Source organism: Caballeronia sordidicola, assembly GCF_002220365.1.
GTDB lineage: Bacteria > Pseudomonadota > Gammaproteobacteria > Burkholderiales > Burkholderiaceae > Caballeronia > Caballeronia sordidicola_C.
Genome location: NZ_MTHB01000041.1, coordinates 79,981 through 102,709 on the forward strand (window position 1 = coordinate 79,981; position 22,729 = coordinate 102,709).

Sequence of the window (22,729 nt, forward strand, 5' to 3'; positions counted from 1 at the left end):
CCCCGCCGGATTTACGGCCAATCAACTCATAAACTTGAATTTAGTTGACCGTGTCGCGCTTGGCAACACTACCGAGCCTTTTACCAGGCGTGCTCGCCCGGTCTTGCGGTCTTGCGCGCCAATAGCTGCGCTTGTTCGTGTCTGGATCGCTGGGCGCTTTGCAAACTAGGTTAGCTGACAAGCGTTGGGCGGAACCCGGAATCTCACGCCTGATGCGTCGAACCCGTCGCAATACGGTCGGCCAAACCGGCGTCGTAACTGGAATGGACATGCACCCGCTTCTTGTCGGGGTGCGCGTACGTATATGCCTTCCTCAGCGCCAGCGACGCCTCATGAAAACCCGAAAGAATCAGCTTTTGCTTGTTCGGATAATTCGCTATATCCCCCACCGCGAAGATCCCCGGTCGCGAGCTTTCGTAGTTCGACGTATCCACGTCGACCCGGCCACCGATTATTTTTAACCCCCAGTTCGCGATCGGTCCAAGGTCGGCAACCAGACCGTACAGCACCACCAGATGATCCGCATCGATCTGCGCGGTGCCCCCAATCTGCCGGATCTCGATCGATGCCAGCTTGTTCTCGGGTGCGGCCAGCGCCGCGATGGAACCGACCATGAACTCCATTTCGTCCGCGTCCACCGCGCGCCTCATCTCATCGACACTCGATGCCACCGCGCTGAACCCATTGCGCCGATGCACCAGCACGACTCGGCGCGCAACTTGGCGCAAGGCCAGCGCCCAATCGAGCGCGGAGTCACCGCCGCCGGCGACTATCACGGTCTTATCGGCGAAATCGGCGAGATTGCGCACGCTGTAGTGGACGTGGCTGTCTTCAAGCGGTGTCGCTTCGGGCAGTGCGAGACGCTGCGGTACGAACGCACCGTTCCCGGCGGCCAGCATGATCGCGGCGGTATCGAAGACGAGGCCTTGGCCTGTCGTGACCGTCCAGCGGCCGTCTTCGCGCTGCTGAACGGTTTCGACTCGTTGACCTAAGTGAATCGGGACATTAAAGGGGCGACATTGCTCCATGAGCCGGTCGACCAGTTCGCGGGCGGTGCACGAAGGAATGGCGGGGATATCGTAGATGGGCTTGTCGGGATACAACTCGATACATTGGCCTCCGATCCGTTCGAGCGTATCGACGATCTGACACGATAAGCCGACCACCCCCGCCTCGAATGCGGCAAAGAGGCCTACGGGCCCGGCGCCGACGATCAGGACATCGGTACTTATCGGGGATGTAGGGGATGTAGGGGATGTAGGGGATGTAGGGGATGTAGGGGATGTAGGGGATGTAGGGGATGTAGGCGCTGTTGATGCGCCGACGCGTGTGTCTGATTCAGAAGTCATTCGGTATCCGTGGTGTGATGCATGCGAGCGCTGCGTCTGTTGATTCACCATACAGAACCTGCTGGTCCAGGGCAACGAAAGCACCACCAGCAGCGTGGGGACTTGCGATGGTTTTATTGCTCGTCTTGCAGACGCGCAGCGGTAAAGATGTCGCCACGGCATGACATTAGCAACGCATCGTCGGAATGATCCAGCGCGAATTTCGACGATTCAACTCACTGCTTATCCGCTCGCCGATTGCTCAGATAGCCGAAAGGCAGTCGCAAAATGTCGTTGCTGCGCGACGGGAATACCGGGGGTGTCCCGAATTTTGTGTAAACGGGTTTTCGTTTAACCCGGCGACATCCGGTCTTCGAACTGGATAGCGAAGCGGTTTAGAGCCGCCTTCCAGTCTCTGATTGGCATCGACCATTTCTTGCTGATGTTGTTCAACGCCAGGTAAAACAGCTTGGTTACTGCGTCGTCGGTTGGAAATGAGCTTCGGGTCTTGATGACTTTGCGAAGGCTCATGTTGATCGATTCGATCGCGTTGGTCGTATAAATCACTTTTCGGATCTCCGGCGGGTAGTTGAAGAACGGGATCACTCGGGCCCAGTTGCGCCTCCAGCTCTGGCCGACCGACGGGTATTCCTTATCCCATTTGGCTTCAAAGGCGCTGAGCATCTGCTCGGCCACCTCGACGGTCGTCGACGTATAAATCGTCCTCAGATCGGCGGCGACTTCGCGCTGCAGTTTCCAAGACACGAAGTTTAGGCTGTTGCGCACCATGTGCACGATACAAAGCTGCACCGTCGCTTTCGGATAGACCGCTTCAATCGCTTCTGGAAAGCCCTTGAGCCCGTCCACACAGGCGATGAAGATGTCCTGCACGCCGCGCGTCTTCAACTCCGTCACCACCTGTAGCCAGAACTTGGCACCCTCGGTCTGGGCGATCCACAACCCCAGAACCTCCTTGTGGCCGTTCATGTTCACGCCAATCGCCAAGTACACCGCCTTGGTACGCACAGGCCCGCTGTCGCGTACCTTGACGTGGATGCAGTCCAGATAAATGATCGGGTACAGCGCGTCGAGCGGGCGGCCTTGCCAAAGCTTCACCTCCTCGCTCACCGCATCGGTCACAGCCGAGATCAGCGTGGGCGAAACCTCCGTGCCATACATTTCTTCCAGATGAGCCTGGATCTCGCGCACGCTCAAGCCGCGGGCGTACAGCGAGATGATCTTGTCGTCAAAGCCCGCCCAGCGTGTCTGGTGGCGCGTCACCAGCTTCGGCTCGAACGCGCCTTGACGGTCTCGCGGGATATCGAGCGGTAATTCGCCAAACTCGCCCTGCAACGTCTTGGCGCTGTGGCCATTGCGCGTGTTGCCCGTGGCATTGGTTACCGTTTCGCTTTTGCCGTGACCCAAATGCTCTGACAGCTCCGTTTCCAGAGCCCGCTCGACCAACATCTTGGTAAGCTGCTTGAGCAGGCCATTCTCGCCAATCAAATCCTCAGGCTTCTGGTAGTTCGCCAACAGGCTGTCCGCCAGTTTCACCAACTCAGGATCGGGTTTCACTCGTTTGTTGCGCTTCACTACGGTCATCGTTGCTCCTGGATGCTGGCAGTCTCCTGCCAAATGACCGTTTACACAAAACTAATTACACCCTCGGAATACCCAAGTGCGTCGGGAACGCAAGGCCCGCACGCCTTAGCCAGCGTGTACACCCCCATTTGCCATGCGCCGACATCGAACTCATCTCGAACGCTAGGATACTTCGCAATCCACAGATGACCATTCGGATCGACCACGCTGGCCTTGTGCCGGGCTCCGCCCAATCAGCCGCCATGGCGATCAGCATCCGCAGCCATTCATCCGCTTCGCTCGCCGTGTTGTCTTCGTCGCGCTCCAGAGCCAAGCTCGGGGCCTCCGGAGGGCGAACTGGACGAAGGGACGCGCAGCGATATCGTTCTCATCGCCTAGAAACGGAGCCTTGTCGTTGCGTCGAAAACGAAGCGCCCCGGTGCGACACTTGTCGTGCACACCTAAGAGATTAAAAACGGTTTGATGCAATTCCTCTTCGGATACAACGTCGACGCTCACTGCTATCTCTTCAAACTTAAAGATTATGGCTTCAGGATCAATGGCTGGTCGGTCCGTGAACAAGATCAGCACGGAACCCTTCGGCGAAATCCTTGGTTCTCCTCCGATCGTGAATTTCTTGCATGATTTCCCCGCAACTTGCCTGCTGATGAGGTCTCTCTCCCCTCCCACTGCCTCATAAGCAAACCGGTCAGCTGGCCGCGAGCATTCTCAGTCGCGCAAGCGACTCCTTCACGATCCCGACGTAGCCGCGTCGCTCGGATTCGCTGACCCACTGCACGAACGCAACCCGAAAGACGGCGATGCCCGCCTCGGCCGCAAGGCTCGCGTCCGGCTCGCCGACACCGCGCTCGCGCAGCGCCTGTGCGAGCGCCGCGGACAACGTCGCCAGCTTGATCAGCTCGCGCTCGCGCAGGTCCGTGTTCGCCGCGATCACCGTGCTGCGCAGGCGCGCGAACGGGCGGCGGTCGTCATCGAAGAAATCGCCGGCCTTCATCAAGGCGGCGGCGATCGCGTCTATCGCTGAAACCTCGGCCGGCGCCTGAGCCAGCGCATCGACCATCGTCTGCTGAAGACGTTCGGAACCATTGAAGAGCACTTCGCGCTTGTCGGCGAAGTAGCGAAAGAACGTGCGCGCGGTCAGCCCCGCGCGTTCCGCGATGGCTGCCACGGTCGTCTGCTCGTAGCCTACCTCCCCGAACAGTTCAATGGCCGCAGCACGGAAACGGCTCTCAGCATCGGGTTCCCAGCGACCCATATTTTCTCTCTTGTGTTGACACAGTGTGACATCATAGGCCTATACTGATGTCACTCAATGACATCAAAGGAGCATCTCATGCGAATTCTCGTCACCGGCGCTTCGGGCTGGATCGGTTCGGCCAGCGTCAAGGAACTCATTTCTGCAGGGCACCACGTCCTCGGCCTCGCCCGCAACGACGCGTCCGCAGCCAGGATCGTCGAGCTTGGTGCCGAAGTGGTGCGCGGCAGCCTGGACGACCTTGCCAGCCTGCGCGGCGCAGCGACGCTAGCCGAGGGCGTCGTGCACCTCGGCTACAACCACGATTTCTCGCAGATGGCGGCCGCTGCGCAGACCGACCGCGCGGCCATCGACACGTTCGCCGACGTACTGCAAGGCACTGGCGGCCCGCTGCTGATCGCCTCGGGCACACTGGGGCTGGCCCCGGGCCGCGTGGGCACCGAGACGGACATGCCGAGCGCCGGGGTCCATCCGCGCATTGCCAACGCGGCCTACACGTTGGGCTTGGCCGATCGCGGTATCAGGTCAATGGTCGTGCGCTTCGCTCCCACGGTGCATGGCGCGGGCGCTGACCACGGATTCGTCGCGGTGCTGGCGCGCATCGCTCGCGAAAAGCGCATGTCGGGCTACATCGGCGAGGGCCATAACCGCTGGCCGGCGGTGAACCGGCTCGATGCCGGCAAGCTCGTGCAACTCGCGATCGACAAGGCGACACCAGGCAGCGTGCTGCACGCTGTCGCCGAAGAGGGCGTCGCGACGCGTGACATCGCGACGGCGCTGGGACAATTCCTGGACGTGCCGGTGGAATCGATCCCCGTCGAGCGCGCACAGGCTCACTTCGACTGGCTGGGCATGTTCTTCGGTGCCGACGCCCCGGCCTCCAGCGCACGCACGCGTTCGCAGCTTGGCTGGGAGCCGACGCACGAGACGCTGTTGGAAGACATTGCAGCCGGACACTACCCCGGGAACTGAGTGGGGCGGCCTGCTACGCGCGGCCCTAGCCAAAATGGCCGATATCAAAAGTGAGGGTCGAAAAAAAGCTGGCCTGCGACTGGACGACCTGCCTGGACCTTGCCCGAAAGAATTCAACTCGGAGAACCACAATGCAAGAAGCTGCAGTGATCGCCGTCATAGAAGTCGTCTCGGTCGAAGACGCGAAGGGGCTAAAAGATCAATCAGGAGCGCGCCAGTGTGCTGACTAGCCCCCAGGCGGATTGAAGCTCCGGACACGACGGCATCCACACTGATGCACGCCGGCACAGACGGCCGCTGGCGTATCGAACATGCGTTTGTGCTGGAGATGAACGGCATCATCGCATCCAGCCATGACTCGTCACGCTAACTCGCTGTAGCCGCCCCCTTCGCCCGCGCCTTATGCAATTTTTTATAACTGTCGATCAGGCGGTGGTGCCTATCGAGACCCTCCAGTTTCATACTCGTAGGCGTTAAGCCATAGAAGCGCACGCTGCCGTCCACTGACCCCATTGCCGCGTCCATCCGAGCGTCGCCGAACATGCGACGGAAGTTGACTACGTAGTCGTCCAGTTCCAGGTCGTCATCGAGCAGCACCTCCAGCACCACATTCAAGGCCTGGTAAAACAATCCGCGTTCGACCGTGTTGTCGTTGTACTGCAGGAAGGCTCCCACCAGCTCTTGTGCCTCCTCAAATTGCTTCAAAGCGAGATGAATCAGCAGCTTCAACTCGAGAACGGTTAACTGTCCCCAGTGCGTGTTCTCGTCAAACTCGATGCCGATCAAAGTGGCAATATCGGAGTGCTCATCTAGTTCACTGTTATCCAACCGTTCAAGCATTGCTGCCAGGCCGGCATCGTCCAGGCGATGCAGATTCAAAACATCGGCACGGAACAACAGCGCCTTGTTTGTGTTATCCCAGACCAAATCCTCTACCGGGTAAACTTCCGAATACCCAGGTACTAAAATCCGGCAGGCTACGGCGCCCAGCTGGTCATACACCGCCACGTACACCTCCTTGCCCATGTCTTCGAGAATACCGAACAAGGTCGCGGCTTCTTCGGCATTGGAGTTCGCACCCTGGCCAGAGAAATCCCATTCAGCAAAATTGAAATCCGCTTTGGCGCTGAAAAAGCGCCATGACACGATACCGCTGGAATCAATGAAGTGCTCGACAAAGTTATTTGGCTCAGTCACGGCTTCACTCGCAAAGGTGGGCCGAGGTAATTCGTTCAGGCCTTCAAAACTGCGGCCCTGTAGCAATTCCGTCAGACTACGCTCCAGCGCCACCTCCAAGCTTGGGTGCGCGCCGAACGAGGCAAACACACCGCCTGTGCGCGGGTTCATCAAGGTGACGCACATCACTGGGTACACCCCTCCCAGCGACGCATCCTTCACTAGCACCGGAAAGCCCTGCTCTTCCAACCCCTGAATGCCGGCCAGAATGCCAGGATATTTCGCCAGCACTTCCTGTGGCACATCAGGCAATGCGATTTCACCTTCCAGAATTTCGCGCTTTACCGCCCGTTCGAAAATTTCCGATAGACATTGCACCTGCGCTTCGGCCAGCGTGTTCCCGGCACTCATGCCATTGCTGACATATAGGTTTTCGACCAGGTTGGACGGAAAATACACCACTTCGCCGTCCGACTGCCGCACAAACGGCAGCGAACAGATACCGCGCTGCACATTGCCGGAGTTGGTGTCGACCAGATGTGAGCCATGCAACTCGCCATCAGGATTATAAATTTCCAGGCAGTACGCATCCAGAATTCCAGCCGGCAGCGCATCCTTACGGCCAGGCTTGAACCAGCGCTCGTTCGGGTAATGCACAAACGCCGCATTGGCGATGTCTTCGCCCCAGAACGCGCCGGCGTAGAAATGGTTGCAATTCAATCGCTCGATATACTCTCCCAACGCCGACGCCAACGCGCTTTCTTTGGTCGCTCCCTTGCCATTGGTAAAACACATCGGCGAGTGCGCATCGCGGATATGCAGCGACCACACATTGGGAACAAGATTGCGCCACGAAGCGATTTCAATCTTGATGCCCAAGGCCGCCAAAACGCCCGACATATCGGCGATGGTCTGCTCCAGCGGCAGATCCTTGCCCGCAATATAGGTGCTGGCATCAGAAGCCGGCTTCAGCATCAGCAACGACTGTGCATCGGCATCCAGGTTCGCTACCTCTTCAATGACAAACTCGGGTCCGGCTTGCACCACTTTTTTCACCGTACAACGGTCGATGGAGCGCAAAATACCTTGGCGGTCTTTGGCAGAGATATCCGACGGCAACTCGACCTGAATCTTGAAAATCTGCTGGTACCGGTTTTCCGGATCAACAATATTATTCTGCGACAGGCGGATGTTTTCGGTAGGAATATTGCGAGTTACGCAGTACAACTTCACAAAGTAAGCTGCACACAAGGCCGATGAAGCCAGAAAATAATCGAAGGGACCGGGCGCAGACCCATCGCCCTTATAACGGATAGGCTGGTCGGACACGACCGTGAAATCATCGAACTTGGCTTCAAGACGCAGCTTATCGAGAAAGTTGACTTTAATTTCCATGGGGAAATCCTAAAAATGATGTAGCCGCTATTTCCGTCGCCAAGTGCAGTTTCACCAAACTGAAACGACACGAGTTTCTCCAACATTCGCCAGAATGCGAGAACTATCAAGCGACAATCCAAAATATAAAACCCTGTAAAAACAGGGCTTTAATAGTCAATCAACCAGCGAATAATGTTTCCGGCGGAAATTCTACTCCCACTCGATCGTAGCCGGCGGTTTCCCCGAAATATCATAAACAACGCGATTAATCCCGCGAACCTCATTAATGATTCGGTTCGAAACATGTCCTAACAACTCATGCGGCAGATGTGCCCACTGCGCGGTCATGAAGTCCAGCGTTTGCACGGCCCTCAGCGCAACCACATACTCATAGGTCCGCCCATCGCCCATCACGCCCACGCTTTTCACCGGCAAAAACACAGCGAAAGCCTGGCTCGTAAGCTCATACCACGACTTACCCGATTCCTTATCGAACGTATTCCTCAACGTTTCGATAAAGATCGCATCCGCGTGACGCAGCAGCTCGGCGAACTCCTTTCTCACCTCGCCCAGAATTCTCACGCCCAAACCCGGGCCCGGGAACGGATGCCGATAAACCATCGCCGGCGGCAGCCCCAGCTTCACGCCCAACTCCCGCACTTCGTCCTTGAACAACTCGCGCAACGGCTCAAGTAACTTCAAATTCAGCGTCTCGGGCAATCCACCCACGTTGTGATGGCTCTTGATCGTGTGGCCCTTCTTGCCCTTGCCTGCCGACTCGATCACATCCGGGTAAATCGTCCCTTGCGCGAGCCACTTCGCGTCCTTCAGCTTGTTGGCTTCCGTCTGGAACACTTCAACAAACTCAGCGCCAATGATCTTCCGCTTCGCCTCAGGATCCGTCACGCCGGCAAGCTTCGACAAGAACACTTCGCTCGCATCGACATGAATCACCTTCACGCCAAGGTGATCGGCGAACGTCGTCATGACCTGCTCGGCTTCGTTCAAGCGCAGCAAGCCATGGTCAACAAAAACGCACGTCAATTGCGCCCCAATCGCACGATGCAAAAGCGCCGCCGCCACCGACGAATCCACGCCGCCCGACAAACCCAAAATCACGTGCTCATCGCCGACTTGCGCGCGGATTTTCTCCACCGCTTCATCGATGTAATGCCCCATCTCCCAGTCCGGCCGCGCACCGCACAACTCGAGCACGAAGCGGTCGAGCATCGCGCGTCCCTGAACCGTGTGCGTAACTTCCGGATGCCACTGGAGGCCGTAGAAATGGCGCTCGTCGTCGGCCATCGCGGCGATCGGGCAAGACGGTGTCGATGCCATCAGCTTGAATCCGACGGGCATGTCCGACACCTTGTCGCCATGGCTCATCCACACTTTCAGCATGCCGTGACCTTCGGCCGTCTGGAAATCTTCAATGCCGTTCAGGAAGCTCGTGTGGTTATGCGCCCGCACTTCGGCATAACCGAATTCGCGAACATTGCCGAGTTCGACCTTGCCGCCGAGTTGTTCGGCCATCGTCTGCATGCCGTAGCAAATGCCGAGCACCGGCACGCCGAGATCGAAGACAACGTGCGGCGCACGCGGCGAGCCGAGTTCGGTAACCGAGTTCGGGCCGCCCGACAAAATGATGCCCTTCGGTGCGAAGTCGCGAATGAACGCCTCGTCGACGTCGTACGGATGGATCTCCGAATACACATGTGATTCGCGGATGCGTCGTGCGATCAACTGGGTGACTTGGGAGCCGAAATCGAGAATCAGGATCTTGTCGTGCATGGCAGCGGCCGGGAAGGCAAGTAGACGGAAACAGTTGGCAAAAACGATAACGCAAGCAGCAGGAACGAGGTCCCGCGCATCACGTCACGCAGAGAGTTCAACGGCCGGCGATTGTTGCCGACCGCAGCAAGACAGATTCATCGATACAACGAAACGCGACGCTCCGTTCATCGATAAGTGTTCGATCAACCCGACGCGGCCGCGAAGACCTGTGCGCGCAAGCCTTCAGCGCGGATCGCGGCGGACCGGATCGATAAACTGGCCGGTCACCGGATCCACCGTACGACCGGTGACCGGGTCGATCGGGCGCCCGGTTTCAGGATCAATTTTGTGACCACTGACGGGATCGAACGCGCGGCCAGTGGCGGGGTCCAGCGAGCGTCCCGTGGCCGGATCGATGACATGCCCGGTAGCAGGATCAAACGCGGTAGCGGATGGCGCCGGCGCGGCAGGACGTGCAATAGCCTCGCCCACGACAGGCTCGACCAGCCCGCTATCCCTGTCCCAGCGCGGATTTGCCGGTGCGACGGGGTCAGACGACAAAGGCCTCGGCGGCGGAGTTACACGCTCCACGCGTTCTTCCGCCTTGGTCTTCGCCGCCCGTTTCTCGGCACGCTCAGCCGCGGCAGCGCCGGCCAGCGCGGCGCGCTCGCGCCGCCGCACGGCACCTGACAGCCTCACGCTGCCAAGCCCCAGCACCAGCATGGCCACGCCAACCAACGCCGCGATCACCTGACCAAAACCCGTCAACTCGGGCGTATGCAGCCCGAGCAGCCAGACCATCATCACCAGGCCCGACAACCACTCCACATGTCCCGACACCTTGGCAGCGGTCGCAGTCAACGCACCATCGATAGCGGCATGAACCGCGAGCCACGCAATACCGATCAGCGCGATCCCGAACAACTGTCCGACAAACGGCGGCTGCACGGTCACGAGATGCATCGATGCCCACAAAGCCGTCCAAGGCGTGAGCAGAAACAGCACGCCGAAAGCCAGAAAAATCAGTGCATTGATGACAAGAACAGCGCGCAGCAACGGTTTCATAGTCAGTCCACGTGGTAGTTGGGCGCTTCCTTCGTGATCTGCACGTCGTGCACGTGCGACTCGCGCATGCCGGCGCCCGTGATCTGGACGAATTCGGCCTTGTCATGCATTTCTGCAATATTGCGGCAGCCGCAATACCCCATGCTTGCCCGCACGCCGCCGACCACCTGGAACAGGATGGCGTTGACCGAACCCTTATAAGCCACCTGCCCTTCAATGCCTTCAGGCACGAGCTTGTCGATATTCGCCGAGTTGTCCTGGAAGTACCGGTCCGCCGCACCGTCCTTCATCGCGCCGACCGACCCCATGCCGCGATACGCCTTGAACTGGCGGCCCTGGAACAGGAACACGTCGCCGGGGGACTCTTCCGTGCCGGCCAGCATGCTGCCCATCATCACCGCGTCCGCGCCGGCTGCAAGCGCTTTGCTGACATCGCCAGAAAAACGCACACCGCCGTCGGAGATCACCGGCACGCCCGAGCCGCGCAATGCATCCGACACGTTCGCCACCGCGGTAATTTGCGGTACGCCGACACCCGCCACGATCCGCGTCGTGCAGATCGAACCCGGACCGATACCGACCTTCACACCATCCGCGCCGTATTCCACGAGCGCCTTGGCGGCTGCAGCCGTGGCGATATTGCCGCCGATCACCTCAATATGCGGATAGTTCTGCTTCACCCAGCGCACGCGCTCGAGCACGCCCTGGCTGTGACCGTGCGCCGTATCTACGACAATGATGTCCACACCCGCCGCCGACAGAAGCTCAACACGCTCTTCGTTCTCGGGACCCACGCCAACTGCCGCGCCAGCGCGCAGCTTGCCGTGCTCGTCCTTGCAGGCGTCCGGGTGTTCGGTTTGCTTGGTGATGTCCTTGACGGTCATGAGGCCGCGCAATTCGAACGCGTCGTTGACGACCAGCACGCGTTCCAGCCGATGGCTATGCATCAGCGCCTTGGCTTCGGCGAGCGGTGTGCCTTCCTTGACGGTCACGAGGCGTTCACGCGGCGTCATGATCTTGCGCACTTCGTCGTCGAGACGTTCTTCGAAGCGCAGGTCCCGGTTCGTCACGATACCGATCAGCTGCGGCCCTTCCACCACCGGAAACCCGGAAATACCGTGCTGTCGCGTGAGAGCGATCACGTCGCGCACTTTCATTTGCGGCGGAACAGTAATCGGATCGCGCACCACGCCCGATTCGAAGCGCTTTACTTTCGCGACTTCGCGGGCTTGTTCGGCTGCGGTAAGGTTCTTGTGAATGATGCCGACGCCGCCGAGCTGAGCCATCGCAATAGCGAGCCGGCCTTCGGTGACTGTGTCCATGGCGGCGGACAACAGAGGCATATTCAGGGAGATCTTGCGGGTAACCTGTGTTTTCAGGCTGGTATCGCGCGGGAGAACGTTGGAAAACGCGGGCACGAGGAGCACGTCATCGAACGTGAGTGCTTTCTGGATCAGACGCATGGCAAATCCTATGGGCGCAAAACCGAATTATACCGATAGTTCCCCGGATTTTCACTGCCCGAACAGCAGCTTAGGCGGCGCTGCTCGCTTTCCGGCGCAATTTCCGGGCCTCAACCGGGTAGGCGATTTACGCCGCCGTTTCGGTTTTTCGCTCGATTTGCGTTCGATATAAGTTCGGTTTTGCGGATGCCAGCAGGAATGCCGGCGCGCGATCGGATCGCTCTTACCGCGCTTCCTTTCGCGTCCACCGGCGCCCTTCAATGGACCCGCCGCGCCGCGTCTTCTCAACCCGCCTTTGCCTCGCGACCTTCGGATCAACCTTCAGCGGCCGATAAATCTCCACCCTGTCGTGATCGGCGAGCACCGCATCCAGCGCCTGAATCTTTCCGAAAACGCCCACTTTTTGCACGTTCAAATCGATCTCGGGAAACTGTACGAGCAATCCACTCGCCTCAATCGCCTCCCGCACGGTCGCACCGTTGCCCAAGGAAAGCGTACACACCGCACTCTTCCCCTCCGGCAACGCATAACAAACCTCAACGGCAAGAGTCATCACTTTCCATACCGCTGGTCAGCGCGCTTCACGAACGAATCCACGAACGTGTGCGCGATATGGCTGAACACTGGCCCGATGATCTTCTCGAGAATGATGTTCGAAAACTCGTAGTGCAGCGCGAACTCGATCTTGCAGGCATCGGCCCGCAACGGCGTGAACCGCCAGTAACCGGTGAATTTCTTGAAAGGACCGTCCATGAACTCCATATCGATGGTGGTCGGTCGCGTATGCACGTTACGGGTAGCGAAATGTTGCTTGATGCCCTTGAAATTGATGTGGATCTTCGCTTCCATGCTGTGTTCGTCGTGGCGGCCTACTTCCACCCCTCCACACCACGGCAAAAAATTCGGGTAATCGGCGACATCGGTGACGAGGTCGAACATCTGCTCTGCAGAGTGACGGATCAATACAGTTTTCTGGACATCTGCCATAAAGGGCGCAACGCGTGGCAAGAGTGGGAAGCTTTGCGGGCTTTACCTCGCCCGCGCTGCTAAAATCAGGATTTTAAACGAGTTAGGCACTTTTCATTCATGAGCATCATCGACAACAGAAAAGCCTTCTTCGATTACTTCATCGAAGATCGCTACGAGGCGGGGCTCGTGCTGGAAGGGTGGGAAGTCAAGGCGCTCCGGGCCGGCCGCGGCCAGATCAAGGAAGGCTACGTCATCATTCGCGACGGAGAATTGTTCCTGATCGGCGCTCACATCAGCCCGTTGCCGGAAGCATCGACCCACATCCATCCGGATCCGGTCCGCACTCGAAAGCTGCTGCTGCACAGCGAAGAGATCTCGAAGCTCATCAGCAAGGTCGAGCAGAAAGGCCACACGCTTGTCCCGCTGAACTTCCACTACAAAGGCGGTCGCGTGAAATGCGAGATCGGCCTCGCGAAGGGCAAGAAGCTGCATGACAAACGCGAAACCGAGAAAAAACGCGACTGGGAACGCGAAAAAGCGCAAATCATGCGCGGTGCCAAGCATTGAGCACCGCCGGAATGAAAGTAAGATATCCAACGCAAAAAGGGCGTCGACCATGGAGTCGACGCCCTTTTTTCATACGGTCAGGTGATTCAACAAGCTGATTCGGCTAATGCCAAGCTTCAGCTCTTACGAATCACGCCGCCACCCGCTCCATCGCCCTTGATGATGCTCAGCGCCGACGCGATCATCGAACTCATCTCCGACAAATTCCCCGGCACGATCAGCGTATTGCCCTGCTTCGCGATGTTCCCGAACGCAGTGACATACTGCTCGGCAACCTTCAGGTTCACCGCTTCCATGCCGCCGGCCGTCTGTATCGCCGCGCCGATCTTCTCAATCGCCTGAGCATTCGCCACGGCCACCGCCAGAATGGCCGACGCCTCGCCTTCGGCCTGATTGATCTGCGCCTGACGCTCGCCTTCCGACTTATGGATGGCCGCCTCACGCGCGCCCCACGCAATATTGATCTGCTCCTGCTTGCGACCTTCCGACGCAGCAATCACCGCCCGCTTCTCACGCTCGGCCGTAATTTGCGCCTGCATCGCGTGCAGGATTTCCTTCGGCGGCGTCAAATCCTTGATTTCATAGCGCAGTACCTTCACGCCCCAGTTCGCCGCAGCCTGATCGAGCGACGTCACAATGCTGTGATTGATGTAGTCGCGCTCTTCGAAGGTCTTGTCGAGTTCGAGCTTGCCGATCACTGAACGCAACGTGGTCTGCGACAACTGCGTAATGGCGTAAATAAAGTTGCTCGATCCATACGACGCCTTCATGGCGTCTGTCACCTGAAAGTACAGCACGCCGTCCACTTGCAACTGCGTGTTGTCACGCGTGATACAGACTTGGCTCGGCACTTCCAGCGGAATTTCCTTCAGCACGTGCTTGTAGGCCACGCGGTCGACAAACGGCACGACGATGGTCAGCCCCGGCGTGAGGGTCGCGTGATAGCGCCCAAGCCGCTCCAGCACCCATGCGTGTTGTTGCGGCACGATCTTGATCGTCTGCGCGGCGATCGCGATGACGATAATCAACAAAATTGCCCCGATGATAGTCACGTCCATTTCTACTCCTTGTTATGCGTGTCTTACTTAGGAAAGCTTCAACCCCGTTCCACCTTCTCAGCGTGTTGCCGCAACCACCAGCGTGTTGCCGGAAAACGCCGTGATCCTGTACATATGCGCGCCTTCAGTCTCCCCGGGCGCCAGTTCAATGTCCCATTCCGCCCCGCGATACAGCGCCCGCGCGCGGCCCTCATGCCACTCGTTCACCTTCAGCGTCTCGCCAATATCCAGGTTCACGCCCGGATCATGCGATGCATCGCGCCGGGTAACGTGTCCCAGCTTCGAGCGCCGCAAAACAGTGACGGCGATCATCGCGACCAGAGCCGCCACCAGCAGCTCGATCTCCAGACCCGCTCCAAACAAATGTGCGATTCCGCCCGCGATAAAACCGACCGCCACCATCAACAGATAAAACGTACCGGACATCAGCTCGAGCAGCACGAGCACCCCGGCGCCGATCCACCAGAAAAGTCCGTTAGCAGCCATGCGATTCCTCCAAACAAAAACACCCCGGAACGTCCGGGGTGTTATAGCACGCTTACTGTTTTGAAAGGTTGATACCCTTTCGATGCAGCGGCATGTCGTACGTATTGCGCTTACTTATCGCGCTTACTTGTTCAACGTCTTTGCCAGCGTCTTCCAAGTGTCGATAATCGTGTCCGGATTCAGCGACATCGACTCAATGCCTTCCTTCGCAAGCCATTCGGCGAGGTCCGGATGGTCCGACGGGCCTTGACCGCAAATGCCCACGTACTTGTTCAGCCGCAGACATGTTTCGATAGCGCGCTTCAGCATGAACTTCACAGCCGGGTCACGTTCGTCAAAGTCGACTGCGAGCAACTCCATGCCCGAATCGCGGTCCAGACCCAGCGTCAGCTGCGTCAGGTCGTTCGATCCGATCGAGAAACCGTCGAAGAACTGCAAGAACTCTTCAGCCAGGATGGCATTCGACGGAATCTCGCACATCATGATCAACCGCAGACCGTTCACGCCGCGTTTCAGGCCGAACTTCTCGAGCAGGCCAACGACCTTCTCAGCCTGCGCCAACGTGCGCACGAACGGCACCATGATCTCGACGTTGTCGAGGCCCATCTCTTCGCGCACTTTCTTCAACGCAATACATTCCATCTGGAAGGCTTCGGCGAAATCCTGCGAGATGTAACGCGATGCGCCCCGGAAGCCGAGCATTGGGTTCTCTTCGTCCGGCTCGTAACGTGAACCGCCGATCAGTTTCTTGTACTCGTTCGACTTGAAGTCGGACAGGCGCACGATCACCGGCTTCGGATAGAACGCCGCCGCGATTGTCGCGATACCTTCGGTCAGCTTGTCGACGTAGAACGCTCGCGGCGACGCATGGCCCCGCGCGACGCTTTCCACGGCTTTCTTCAGGTCGGCATCAACGTTCGGGTACTCGAGAATCGCCCTCGGATGCACGCCGATGTTGTTGTTGATGATGAACTCGAGCCGCGCCAGGCCCACGCCTGCATTCGGCAGATGCGAGAAGTCGAACGCGAGCTGAGGATTGCCGACGTTCATCATGATCTTGACCGGAATTTCGGGCAGTTCGCCGCGCTCGACTTCGGTCACTTCAGTTTCGAGCAGACCGTCGTAGATCTTGCCTTCGTCGCCTTCCGCGCACGACACCGTCACCAACTGGCCTTCCTTCAGCATGTCGGTTGCGTCGCCGCAACCCACCACGGCCGGCACGCCGAGTTCGCGCGCGATGATGGCCGCGTGGCAGGTGCGCCCGCCGCGATTGGTCACGATCGCCGATGCACGCTTCATCACCGGCTCCCAGTTCGGGTCGGTCATGTCGGCCACCAGCACGTCGCCGGGCTGAACACGATCCATCTCCGACGGGTCGTGAATCACGCGCACCGGACCTGCGCCGATCTTCTGGCCGATAGCCCGGCCGGTAGCCAGCACGTTCGACTGGCCCTTCAGCTTGAAGCGCATTTCAGCCTTGCCCGCAGCCTGGCTCTTCACCGTTTCCGGACGCGCCTGGAGAATGAAGATCTTGCCGTCGCGACCGTCCTTGCCCCACTCGATGTCCATCGGACGTTGATAATGCTTTTCGATGATCACCGCGTACTTCGCGAGCTGGATCACGTCTTCGTCGGTGATGGAAAAGCGGTTGCGCTGTTCGTGCGACACGTCGACGGTCTTCACTCGGCCGGCTTCGCCAGCGTTCGTAAATTCCATCTTGATGAGCTTCGAGCCGATCGAACGACGGATGATCGGGTACTTGCCTTGTGCGAGCGTGGTCTTGAAGACGTAGAACTCGTCCGGATTCACGGCGCCCTGCACGACCGTTTCGCCCAGGCCATAGCTCGACGTAATGAACACGGCGTCCTTGAAGCCTGATTCGGTATCGAGTGTGAACATCACGCCGGCCGCGCCCACGTCCGAGCGGACCATACGCTGCACACCTGCCGACAACGCGACTTCAGCGTGGGTAAAGCCCTTGTGCACCCGGTACGAAATAGCGCGGTCGTTATACAGCGACGCGAACACGTGCTTCATGCGATCGAGCACTTCGTCGATGCCAACTACGTTCAGATAGCTTTCCTGCTGACCCGCGAACGATGCATCCGGCAAGTCTTCGGCAGTCGCCGAAGAGCGCACCGCGAACGACAGCTCGTCCGGCGAGCTGGCCTGAAGCGTGTCGAAGCCTTTGCGAATCAATTCTTCGAGGCGCGGTTGCATCGGCGCGTCGACGATCCATTGGCGGATCTCCTTGCCGGCTTCGGCCAAGGCTTTCACGTCGTCCACGTCGAAGAGTTCCAGACGTTTGGCGATGCGTTCGGTCAGGTTATTGTGATTCAAGAAGTCGCGAAATGCCTGTGCCGTGGTCGCAAAACCAGTGGGCACCTGCACGCCGGCTTCGGCGAGCTGGCTGATCATCTCGCCGAGCGACGCATTCTTGCCGCCGACAATGTCGACGTCGGTCATTCGCAACTGCTCGAATGGAACTACATACGCCTGGTCCTTTGCAACGTTAGCTTCGTTAGTCATGTAAGCCCCTAAGGTGGATGGAATTCACGATCATGCAAGTGGGCTCGAAGCGGTGGCGCTTATTTGGGGGCGCGTACCGCAACCTGCATAACCTGTTTGATAAGCACATGCCGCATGTTTCGATCCACGCGCCGTTGGGGGCGTGACGTATCGTGTATGCACCGGAACGTGAGTCCTGCCAAACCACGTCGCGATGCTGAAAAACACGACTTCGAAACACATCGATATCAGTTAAAACTGCCCATAAAATCTACGTATTGTTTCGAAAACGCACGAATGGGCGACAATTTCACTCAATCGATGATTAATCGTCCGCAATTGCTTATCGAACAGGTTGCCGCTATTCTACCGTGCTAACTCTTGAAAATGTTTCATCGCGGGGCATAAAAGCGCTGCGTAATGAGACCCTTCACACGTGGATGGTGTGGCGGCGCACATCGGGTGTTTTAGTGGATGCTTAGTTTGGAGTTGTCAGCCTGACGCCGCGCCCGGCGCGATGTCGATGGGCGCTCATAGTCGGGCTCACACTAGGGCTCACACTAGGGCCCTTAGGGCCCTTAGCATCCTTTAGCGTCTTTTTGCGTCATTTCGTCCGGTCGACTAATCGACCCGTTAGCCGACCATAATCACCGTCAATTCATTTCACGTAATTTCACGACCCTCAACGCCGATGCCGCCTACCGTATTCATCGTTTCCGATGGCACCGGGATCACTGCCGAGACATTCGCGCATTCGATCCTGTCCCAGTTCGACCAGAAATTCCGGCTCGTGCGCGTGCCGTTTGTCGATTCGACCGAGAAGGCGCATGCGACTATCGCCAAGATCAACGAGGCGGTGTCGCTTGACGGCCGTCGGCCGATTGTGTTCACCACGCTGGTGGACAGCGCGTCGAACGAGATCGTGAGGCGCTCCAATGCGCTGGTTCTGAACATGTTCCAGACGTTTATCGAGCCGCTGGAACTGGAACTCGACATCAAGTCGACGCACGCGATGGGCCGGGTTCACCAGAACGCGGATACGGAGGAATACAAGAACCGGATCGAGGCGATCAATTTTTCGCTGGCGCACGACGACGGCCAGTCAAATCGCAATCTGTCCGATGCCGATGTGATCCTGGTTGGTGTGTCGCGCAGCGGCAAGACGCCAACGTCGCTTTATCTGGCGATGCAGTACGGTGTCAAAGCAGCGAATTATCCGTTGATTCCGGAAGATTTTGAGCGTGGACGGTTGCCGACGCCGTTGCTGCCGTATAAGGAAAAGATGTTTGGCTTGTCGATCGATCCGCAGCGGCTGGCGGAGATTCGCAATGAGCGTCGGCCGGGGAGTAAATATGCGGCGCTGGAGAACTGCCGCTATGAGATCAACGAAGCCGAAGCGATGATGAAACGCGAGGGGGTCAAGTGGTTATCGTCGACGCATAAGTCGATCGAGGAAATCGCCACGACCATCCTGCAGGAGATCCGGCTGGAACGGCCATCGTATTATTGATATCGGTTGGTATGGTGGGCATATAGGCGAAAGCCGTTTTCAACGAAGGTTGAAAACGGCTTTTTTGCGAACTCACGCGACGGCCATCGCGACTATCGGCGTTGCTGCCGGCACTGTTCAAAGATGCAAATCGCAGCAGCCGCCGCCACATTCAGCGACTCCATGCCGCCCGGCTGGGGAATGGTCACCCGAAGCGTCGCGTGGTCGCGCCAGAATGGCGAGACGCCCGCGCCTTCGTTGCCCATGACCCAGGCCACAGGCCCTGACAAATCGGTATCGTAGATCGCTTTTGCGCCGTGCGAATCAGTGATGGTCACCCGCACCTCGGGCGCGAGTCGCGACAATAACTCCGCCGGTTCGACGTCCTCATAAATGCCGAGCAGGAAATGCGCGCCCATACCCGCCCTCAGCACCTTCGATGACCACGCGAACACCGTCCCGGGTACGCAAAACACATGCTGAACGCCGGCCGCTGCGGCGCTCCGCAAGATGGATCCGACATTGCCGGCATCCTGGATACCATCGAGAACCAGACACGTCCCAGTGATGCGTTCGGGCAACGATGGCGCGATTTTCTCGACCAGCAACACCATCCCCACACCATGCACGACACTCGATAGTTGTCCGAACAAAGCATCGGGCAACGTATAAACATGCGCAGGATCGATCCGGCCGACAATCTGCCGCGCTTCATCGTGCTCAAGCGCACCCTCGGTCACAACGCACGTCTCTGGCTGCCCTTCCGCGTCGAGATAAGCACTGGCGAGATGCAGCCCTTCGAGCAAAGCGTGGCCACTGCGGCGCTGCTGCGAGGTCGATCCGGCGAGCGCCTTCAGGCGCTTGTAAAGCGGGTTATCCCGCGAGGTAATGGATTTCACGTGGGGAGAATTCAGAACGGAGGAGCGTCGACGCCTTGCTCCGCGGCAGCCGCTTCAAGCACCCCGGCCGCAACAACCGGCAACGCCGTGCCCAAGCGCGCATGCGCCTCACGAACAGGCGCAAACGAACGCCGATGATGCTCGCAAGGCCCGTGTTCAAGCAACGCCCTCAGGTGCTGCGGCGTGCCGTAACCGGCGTGGGCATCGAAACCATAAACGGGGTGAACTTCGTGCAATTGCAGCAGCATCCGGTCGCGCGTGACTTTGGCCAGAATGGAAGCCGCCGAAATCTGCGCGATCAACGCGTCGCCGCCAATAACAGCCACCGAGCGCATCGACAACTGGGGACACCGGTTACCGTCGATCTTCGCGACCGTCGGCGTAACCGACAGCCCTTCCACGGCGCGTTTCATCGCGAGCATGGTGGCATGGAGAATGTTGATCGTGTCGATTTCGTCGACCGTCGCCGAAGCCACGCTATAGGCCAGCGCACGGTCGATGATCTTCTCGTACAACTCCTCGCGCTTCTTGGCGCTCAGCACCTTCGAGTCATCGAGTCCGCGAATCTTGGGTTTCGATGGATCGAAGATCACCGCCGCCGCAACCACGGGACCCGCCAGCGGGCCACGGCCGGCTTCGTCCACGCCGCAAATGACGTCGGACGGCATGTCGACGTCGAAGTCGAACGCAGGCTGCAGTGCTTGCCGCCCCGCGCGCCGTACCACGCCTTTCACGACGATCTTCGCCATTACCGCGGCCTCCTCGTTTCCAGCACCTGCGCCACGGCCTGCGCAGCGCGTTGAGCCGTGTTCTGACGCAGCGCGTGATGCATTTCCGTGAAGATTTCCGTCAGTGTCGCGCGGTTCGCATCGTCATTCAACTGTTTCAGCGTGGCGTCGGCAAGCGCTTCGGGCGTGGCGAAATGCTGGAGAATCTCCGGCACGACAAACCGCCCGGCCAGAATATTCGGCAAGCCGACATACGGCAAATAACCCTGCCGCTGCATGATCTGGCCCGTCAGCCAAGGCACCTTGTACGAGATGACCATCGGCTTTTTAAGCAGCGCTGCTTCCAGCGTCACGGTGCCGCTCTTGACCAGGATGGCGTCGGCGGCAGTCATCGCCACCTGAGCCTTGCCTTCAGTGATCGTCAGCGCGAGATTCGGATGCGCGGCAACCAGCGGCTGCAGCAATTCGCGCAACGCAGCAGTCGCCGCCGGCATCACGAAACGCACACCGGGTTCGCGAAGCTGCATGAGCTCCATCGCGTCGAAAAAGGTCGGGCCGATCAGCGCGATCTCGGAACGCCGGCTACCGGGCAACACCGCGATGATCGGGCCGCCCTCCGCCAAGCCCAATGCGCGGCGCGCGCCTTCAACGTCAGGCACGAGCGGGATTTCATCGGCGAGCGGATGGCCCACGTAGGTGGACGCAATGCCCGCCTTCTCCATCAGCGCCGGTTCGAACGGGAACACGCACAGCATGTGATCGACAGCTTTGACGATCTTCTTGATCCGTCCGCCGCGCCACGCCCAGATCGACGGACACACGAAATGCACTGTCGGAATACCGGCGTCGCGCAACGCGTGTTCGAGACCAAAATTGAAATCGGGCGCATCCACGCCGATAAACACCGACGGCGGCTCCGCGAGCAGTTGCCGCTTGAGCTCGTTGCGAATGCCCAGGATCTCGGGAATATGCTTGAGCGCTTCGACATAACCCCGCACCGTCAGCTTGTCCATCGGCCAGTGGGCGTCGAAACCCGCGGCCGTCATGCGTGGACCGCCGATCCCGTTGAACTGCGTGCCGGCCGGCAAACGCTCGTTCAAGCCCTCAAGCAGGGAAGCCGCGAGCAGATCGCCTGACGGCTCGCCCGCCACCATCGCAACGCGCAGGGGGGCGGGGGCCAGCGTCATCGAGCGCTCGGTCAACGGATGATGCCGCGCTGCGAGGCGTCGATAAAATCGGCCAGCGCCGTGACGGGCGCGTCGCCGTCTCCACCTGCGGAAGCGAGTTCACGTAATTGCACTTTCGCTTCTTCCAGCGTCGCGCCGCTCTTGTACACCACGCGATACGCCGAACGCAGCGCCGAAATAGCCTCAGCCGAGAAGCCACGGCGACGCAGCCCTTCCACGTTGATACCGTGCGGCTCAGCCTTGTTACCGGCGGCGATCACGAACGGAGGGATGTCCTGCACGAGCGCGGACGCACCGCCCAGCATGGAATGCGCGCCAATGCGCACGAACTGATGCACGCCCGACATGCCGCCGACAATGGCATGGTCGCCAATGATCACGTGACCTGCCAGTTGCGCGTTGCTCGACATGACGATGTTGCTGCCAAGCTGGCAATCATGCCCTACGTGCACGTAGGCCATGATCCAGTTGTCGTCGCCGATGGTGGTCACGCCTGTATCCTGCACCGTGCCGGTATGAATGGTGGTGAATTCGCGGATAGTGTTGCGCTCGCCGATCACAAGCCGGGTGGGCTCGTCCTTGTACTTCATGTCCTGCGGCCGGCCGCCGACGGATGCGTAGTGGCCGATGCGGTTGTCGCTACCCAGGACCGTATGGCCTTCGATTATGCTGTGCGAACCAATAGTCGTGCGCGCGCCAATTTGCACGTGCTGGCCGACGATCGCGTATGGACCGACTTCGACGGATTCGTCGAGCTGCGCGCCCGGCTCGATGATCGCGGTAGGGTGAATCTTGCTCATGCGCCCTCGCTTGGTGTTCAGTTGCTT

General features: G+C 59.0%; 20 protein-coding genes. 4 read left to right on the forward strand and 16 right to left on the reverse strand.

The features are described 5' to 3' along the window. Positions 1 to 203: 203 nt before the first annotated feature. From BSU04_RS06665 to BSU04_RS06680, 3 genes are all read right to left on the reverse strand, one after another. Positions 204 to 1,232: an NAD(P)/FAD-dependent oxidoreductase gene (locus BSU04_RS06665; RefSeq protein ID WP_256982257.1), complete on the reverse strand. Its 1,029-nt coding sequence runs from the start codon at positions 1,230 to 1,232 to the stop codon at positions 204 to 206. 447 nt (positions 1,233 to 1,679) lie between these two features. Beyond that, complete coding sequence (locus tag BSU04_RS06670) at positions 1,680 to 2,930, reverse strand: IS256 family transposase (protein WP_144021143.1); 1,251 nt, start codon at positions 2,928 to 2,930, stop codon at positions 1,680 to 1,682. Between the two features lie 688 nt (positions 2,931 to 3,618). Next, on the reverse strand, positions 3,619 to 4,185 hold the full coding sequence (locus BSU04_RS06680; RefSeq protein WP_089159858.1) for a TetR family transcriptional regulator: 567 nt from the start codon (positions 4,183 to 4,185) through the stop codon (positions 3,619 to 3,621). A 78-nt stretch (positions 4,186 to 4,263) separates the two neighbouring features. Between BSU04_RS06680 and BSU04_RS06685 the strand changes: the two genes are divergently transcribed. Further along, positions 4,264 to 5,157 (forward strand): SDR family oxidoreductase, encoded by an 894-nt coding sequence (locus BSU04_RS06685; RefSeq protein WP_089159859.1) that lies wholly within the window; start codon positions 4,264 to 4,266, stop codon positions 5,155 to 5,157. Between the two features lie 366 nt (positions 5,158 to 5,523). Here BSU04_RS06685 and BSU04_RS06690 read toward each other — a convergent pair whose 3' ends face one another. The 4 genes from BSU04_RS06690 to guaB form a co-directional block, all read right to left on the reverse strand. Then, positions 5,524 to 7,728, reverse strand: coding sequence for an OsmC domain/YcaO domain-containing protein (locus BSU04_RS06690; protein WP_089159860.1), 2,205 nt, complete (start codon positions 7,726 to 7,728; stop codon positions 5,524 to 5,526). A gap of 192 nt (positions 7,729 to 7,920) precedes the next feature. Beyond that, a complete protein-coding gene (gene guaA / locus BSU04_RS06695; protein WP_089159861.1) occupies positions 7,921 to 9,501 on the reverse strand; it encodes a glutamine-hydrolyzing GMP synthase in 1,581 nt (526 codons plus the stop codon). Between the two features lie 225 nt (positions 9,502 to 9,726). After that, complete coding sequence (locus BSU04_RS06700; RefSeq protein WP_089159862.1) at positions 9,727 to 10,548, reverse strand: hypothetical protein; 822 nt, start codon at positions 10,546 to 10,548, stop codon at positions 9,727 to 9,729. Positions 10,549 to 10,550: 2 nt separating this feature from the next. Further along, positions 10,551 to 12,011, reverse strand: a complete 1,461-nt coding sequence (gene guaB, locus BSU04_RS06705) for an IMP dehydrogenase (RefSeq protein WP_089159863.1) — start codon at positions 12,009 to 12,011, stop codon at positions 10,551 to 10,553. Here guaB and BSU04_RS46260 point away from each other — a divergent pair. Further along, the gene (locus BSU04_RS46260) at positions 12,010 to 12,183 is read left to right on the forward strand and encodes a hypothetical protein (protein ID WP_179258227.1); all 174 of its coding nucleotides are present in this window, start codon (positions 12,010 to 12,012) and stop codon (positions 12,181 to 12,183) included. The two genes, guaB and BSU04_RS46260, sit on opposite strands and share 2 nt — an antisense overlap. A gap of 51 nt (positions 12,184 to 12,234) precedes the next feature. Here the strand turns inward: BSU04_RS46260 and BSU04_RS06710 are convergent, their stop codons facing one another. Together BSU04_RS06710 and BSU04_RS06715 are read right to left on the reverse strand one after the other, a co-directional pair. Beyond that, entirely contained in the window at positions 12,235 to 12,564 is a 330-nt protein-coding gene (locus BSU04_RS06710; protein ID WP_089159864.1) for an RnfH family protein, read from the reverse strand. Beyond that, positions 12,564 to 12,998 (reverse strand): type II toxin-antitoxin system RatA family toxin, encoded by a 435-nt coding sequence (locus BSU04_RS06715; protein WP_031364028.1) that lies wholly within the window; start codon positions 12,996 to 12,998, stop codon positions 12,564 to 12,566. The genes BSU04_RS06710 and BSU04_RS06715 overlap by 1 nt, the downstream gene beginning before the upstream one ends. Before the next feature lie 99 nt (positions 12,999 to 13,097). On the opposite strand from BSU04_RS06715, the gene smpB reads away from it, so the two are divergent. Further along, positions 13,098 to 13,547 carry an SsrA-binding protein SmpB gene (smpB, locus tag BSU04_RS06720; RefSeq protein WP_031364027.1) on the forward strand — a complete coding sequence of 150 codons (450 nt, stop codon included), beginning with the start codon at positions 13,098 to 13,100 and terminating at the stop codon, positions 13,545 to 13,547. A 116-nt stretch (positions 13,548 to 13,663) separates the two neighbouring features. Here the strand turns inward: smpB and BSU04_RS06725 are convergent, their stop codons facing one another. The 3 genes from BSU04_RS06725 to ppsA all read right to left on the reverse strand — a co-directional run bounded on the left by BSU04_RS06725 (position 13,664) and on the right by ppsA (position 17,620). Next, a complete protein-coding gene (locus BSU04_RS06725; protein WP_089159865.1) occupies positions 13,664 to 14,605 on the reverse strand; it encodes an SPFH domain-containing protein in 942 nt (313 codons plus the stop codon). Between the two features lie 57 nt (positions 14,606 to 14,662). Next, positions 14,663 to 15,091 (reverse strand): NfeD family protein, encoded by a 429-nt coding sequence (locus BSU04_RS06730; RefSeq protein ID WP_089159866.1) that lies wholly within the window; start codon positions 15,089 to 15,091, stop codon positions 14,663 to 14,665. A 123-nt stretch (positions 15,092 to 15,214) separates the two neighbouring features. After that, positions 15,215 to 17,620, reverse strand: a complete 2,406-nt coding sequence (gene ppsA / locus BSU04_RS06735; protein ID WP_089159867.1) for a phosphoenolpyruvate synthase — start codon at positions 17,618 to 17,620, stop codon at positions 15,215 to 15,217. Positions 17,621 to 18,290: 670 nt separating this feature from the next. Between ppsA and ppsR the strand changes: the two genes are divergently transcribed. Further along, entirely contained in the window at positions 18,291 to 19,109 is an 819-nt protein-coding gene (gene ppsR, locus BSU04_RS06740) for a posphoenolpyruvate synthetase regulatory kinase/phosphorylase PpsR (RefSeq protein ID WP_089159868.1), read from the forward strand. Between the two features lie 92 nt (positions 19,110 to 19,201). Here ppsR and BSU04_RS06745 read toward each other — a convergent pair whose 3' ends face one another. From BSU04_RS06745 to lpxA, 4 genes are all read right to left on the reverse strand, one after another. Further along, positions 19,202 to 19,987, reverse strand: a complete 786-nt coding sequence (locus tag BSU04_RS06745; protein ID WP_089159869.1) for a TrmH family RNA methyltransferase — start codon at positions 19,985 to 19,987, stop codon at positions 19,202 to 19,204. Positions 19,988 to 19,998: 11 nt separating this feature from the next. Next, positions 19,999 to 20,655 (reverse strand): ribonuclease HII, encoded by a 657-nt coding sequence (gene rnhB, locus BSU04_RS06750; protein ID WP_144021145.1) that lies wholly within the window; start codon positions 20,653 to 20,655, stop codon positions 19,999 to 20,001. A gap of 80 nt (positions 20,656 to 20,735) precedes the next feature. Further along, the gene (gene lpxB / locus BSU04_RS06755) at positions 20,736 to 21,902 is read right to left on the reverse strand and encodes a lipid-A-disaccharide synthase (RefSeq protein WP_089159871.1); all 1,167 of its coding nucleotides are present in this window, start codon (positions 21,900 to 21,902) and stop codon (positions 20,736 to 20,738) included. A gap of 11 nt (positions 21,903 to 21,913) precedes the next feature. Beyond that, positions 21,914 to 22,702, reverse strand: coding sequence for an acyl-ACP--UDP-N-acetylglucosamine O-acyltransferase (gene lpxA / locus BSU04_RS06760; protein ID WP_089159872.1), 789 nt, complete (start codon positions 22,700 to 22,702; stop codon positions 21,914 to 21,916). Between the last annotated feature and the right edge of the window lie 27 nt (positions 22,703 to 22,729).

Coding starts and splice junctions, on each gene's coding strand:
- BSU04_RS06685 (WP_089159859.1), top strand. CDS start 4,264: ATGCGAATTCTCGTCACCGGCGCTTCGGGCTGGATCGGTTCGGCCAGC.
- guaB (WP_089159863.1), bottom strand. CDS start 12,011: ATGCGTCTGATCCAGAAAGCACTCACGTTCGATGACGTGCTCCTCGTG.
- BSU04_RS06680 (WP_089159858.1), bottom strand. CDS start 4,185: ATGGGTCGCTGGGAACCCGATGCTGAGAGCCGTTTCCGTGCTGCGGCC.
- BSU04_RS06715 (WP_031364028.1), bottom strand. CDS start 12,998: ATGGCAGATGTCCAGAAAACTGTATTGATCCGTCACTCTGCAGAGCAG.
- lpxB (WP_089159871.1), bottom strand. CDS start 21,902: ATGACGCTGGCCCCCGCCCCCCTGCGCGTTGCGATGGTGGCGGGCGAG.
- guaA (WP_089159861.1), bottom strand. CDS start 9,501: ATGCACGACAAGATCCTGATTCTCGATTTCGGCTCCCAAGTCACCCAG.
- BSU04_RS06700 (WP_089159862.1), bottom strand. CDS start 10,548: ATGAAACCGTTGCTGCGCGCTGTTCTTGTCATCAATGCACTGATTTTT.
- BSU04_RS46260 (WP_179258227.1), top strand. CDS start 12,010: ATGGCAAATCCTATGGGCGCAAAACCGAATTATACCGATAGTTCCCCG.
- smpB (WP_031364027.1), top strand. CDS start 13,098: ATGAGCATCATCGACAACAGAAAAGCCTTCTTCGATTACTTCATCGAA.
- ppsR (WP_089159868.1), top strand. CDS start 18,291: ATGCCGCCTACCGTATTCATCGTTTCCGATGGCACCGGGATCACTGCC.
- BSU04_RS06670 (WP_144021143.1), bottom strand. CDS start 2,930: ATGACCGTAGTGAAGCGCAACAAACGAGTGAAACCCGATCCTGAGTTG.
- BSU04_RS06730 (WP_089159866.1), bottom strand. CDS start 15,091: ATGGCTGCTAACGGACTTTTCTGGTGGATCGGCGCCGGGGTGCTCGTG.
- BSU04_RS06690 (WP_089159860.1), bottom strand. CDS start 7,728: ATGGAAATTAAAGTCAACTTTCTCGATAAGCTGCGTCTTGAAGCCAAG.
- BSU04_RS06725 (WP_089159865.1), bottom strand. CDS start 14,605: ATGGACGTGACTATCATCGGGGCAATTTTGTTGATTATCGTCATCGCG.
- BSU04_RS06710 (WP_089159864.1), bottom strand. CDS start 12,564: ATGACTCTTGCCGTTGAGGTTTGTTATGCGTTGCCGGAGGGGAAGAGT.
- ppsA (WP_089159867.1), bottom strand. CDS start 17,620: ATGACTAACGAAGCTAACGTTGCAAAGGACCAGGCGTATGTAGTTCCA.
- rnhB (WP_144021145.1), bottom strand. CDS start 20,655: ATGCCGTCCGACGTCATTTGCGGCGTGGACGAAGCCGGCCGTGGCCCG.
- lpxA (WP_089159872.1), bottom strand. CDS start 22,702: ATGAGCAAGATTCACCCTACCGCGATCATCGAGCCGGGCGCGCAGCTC.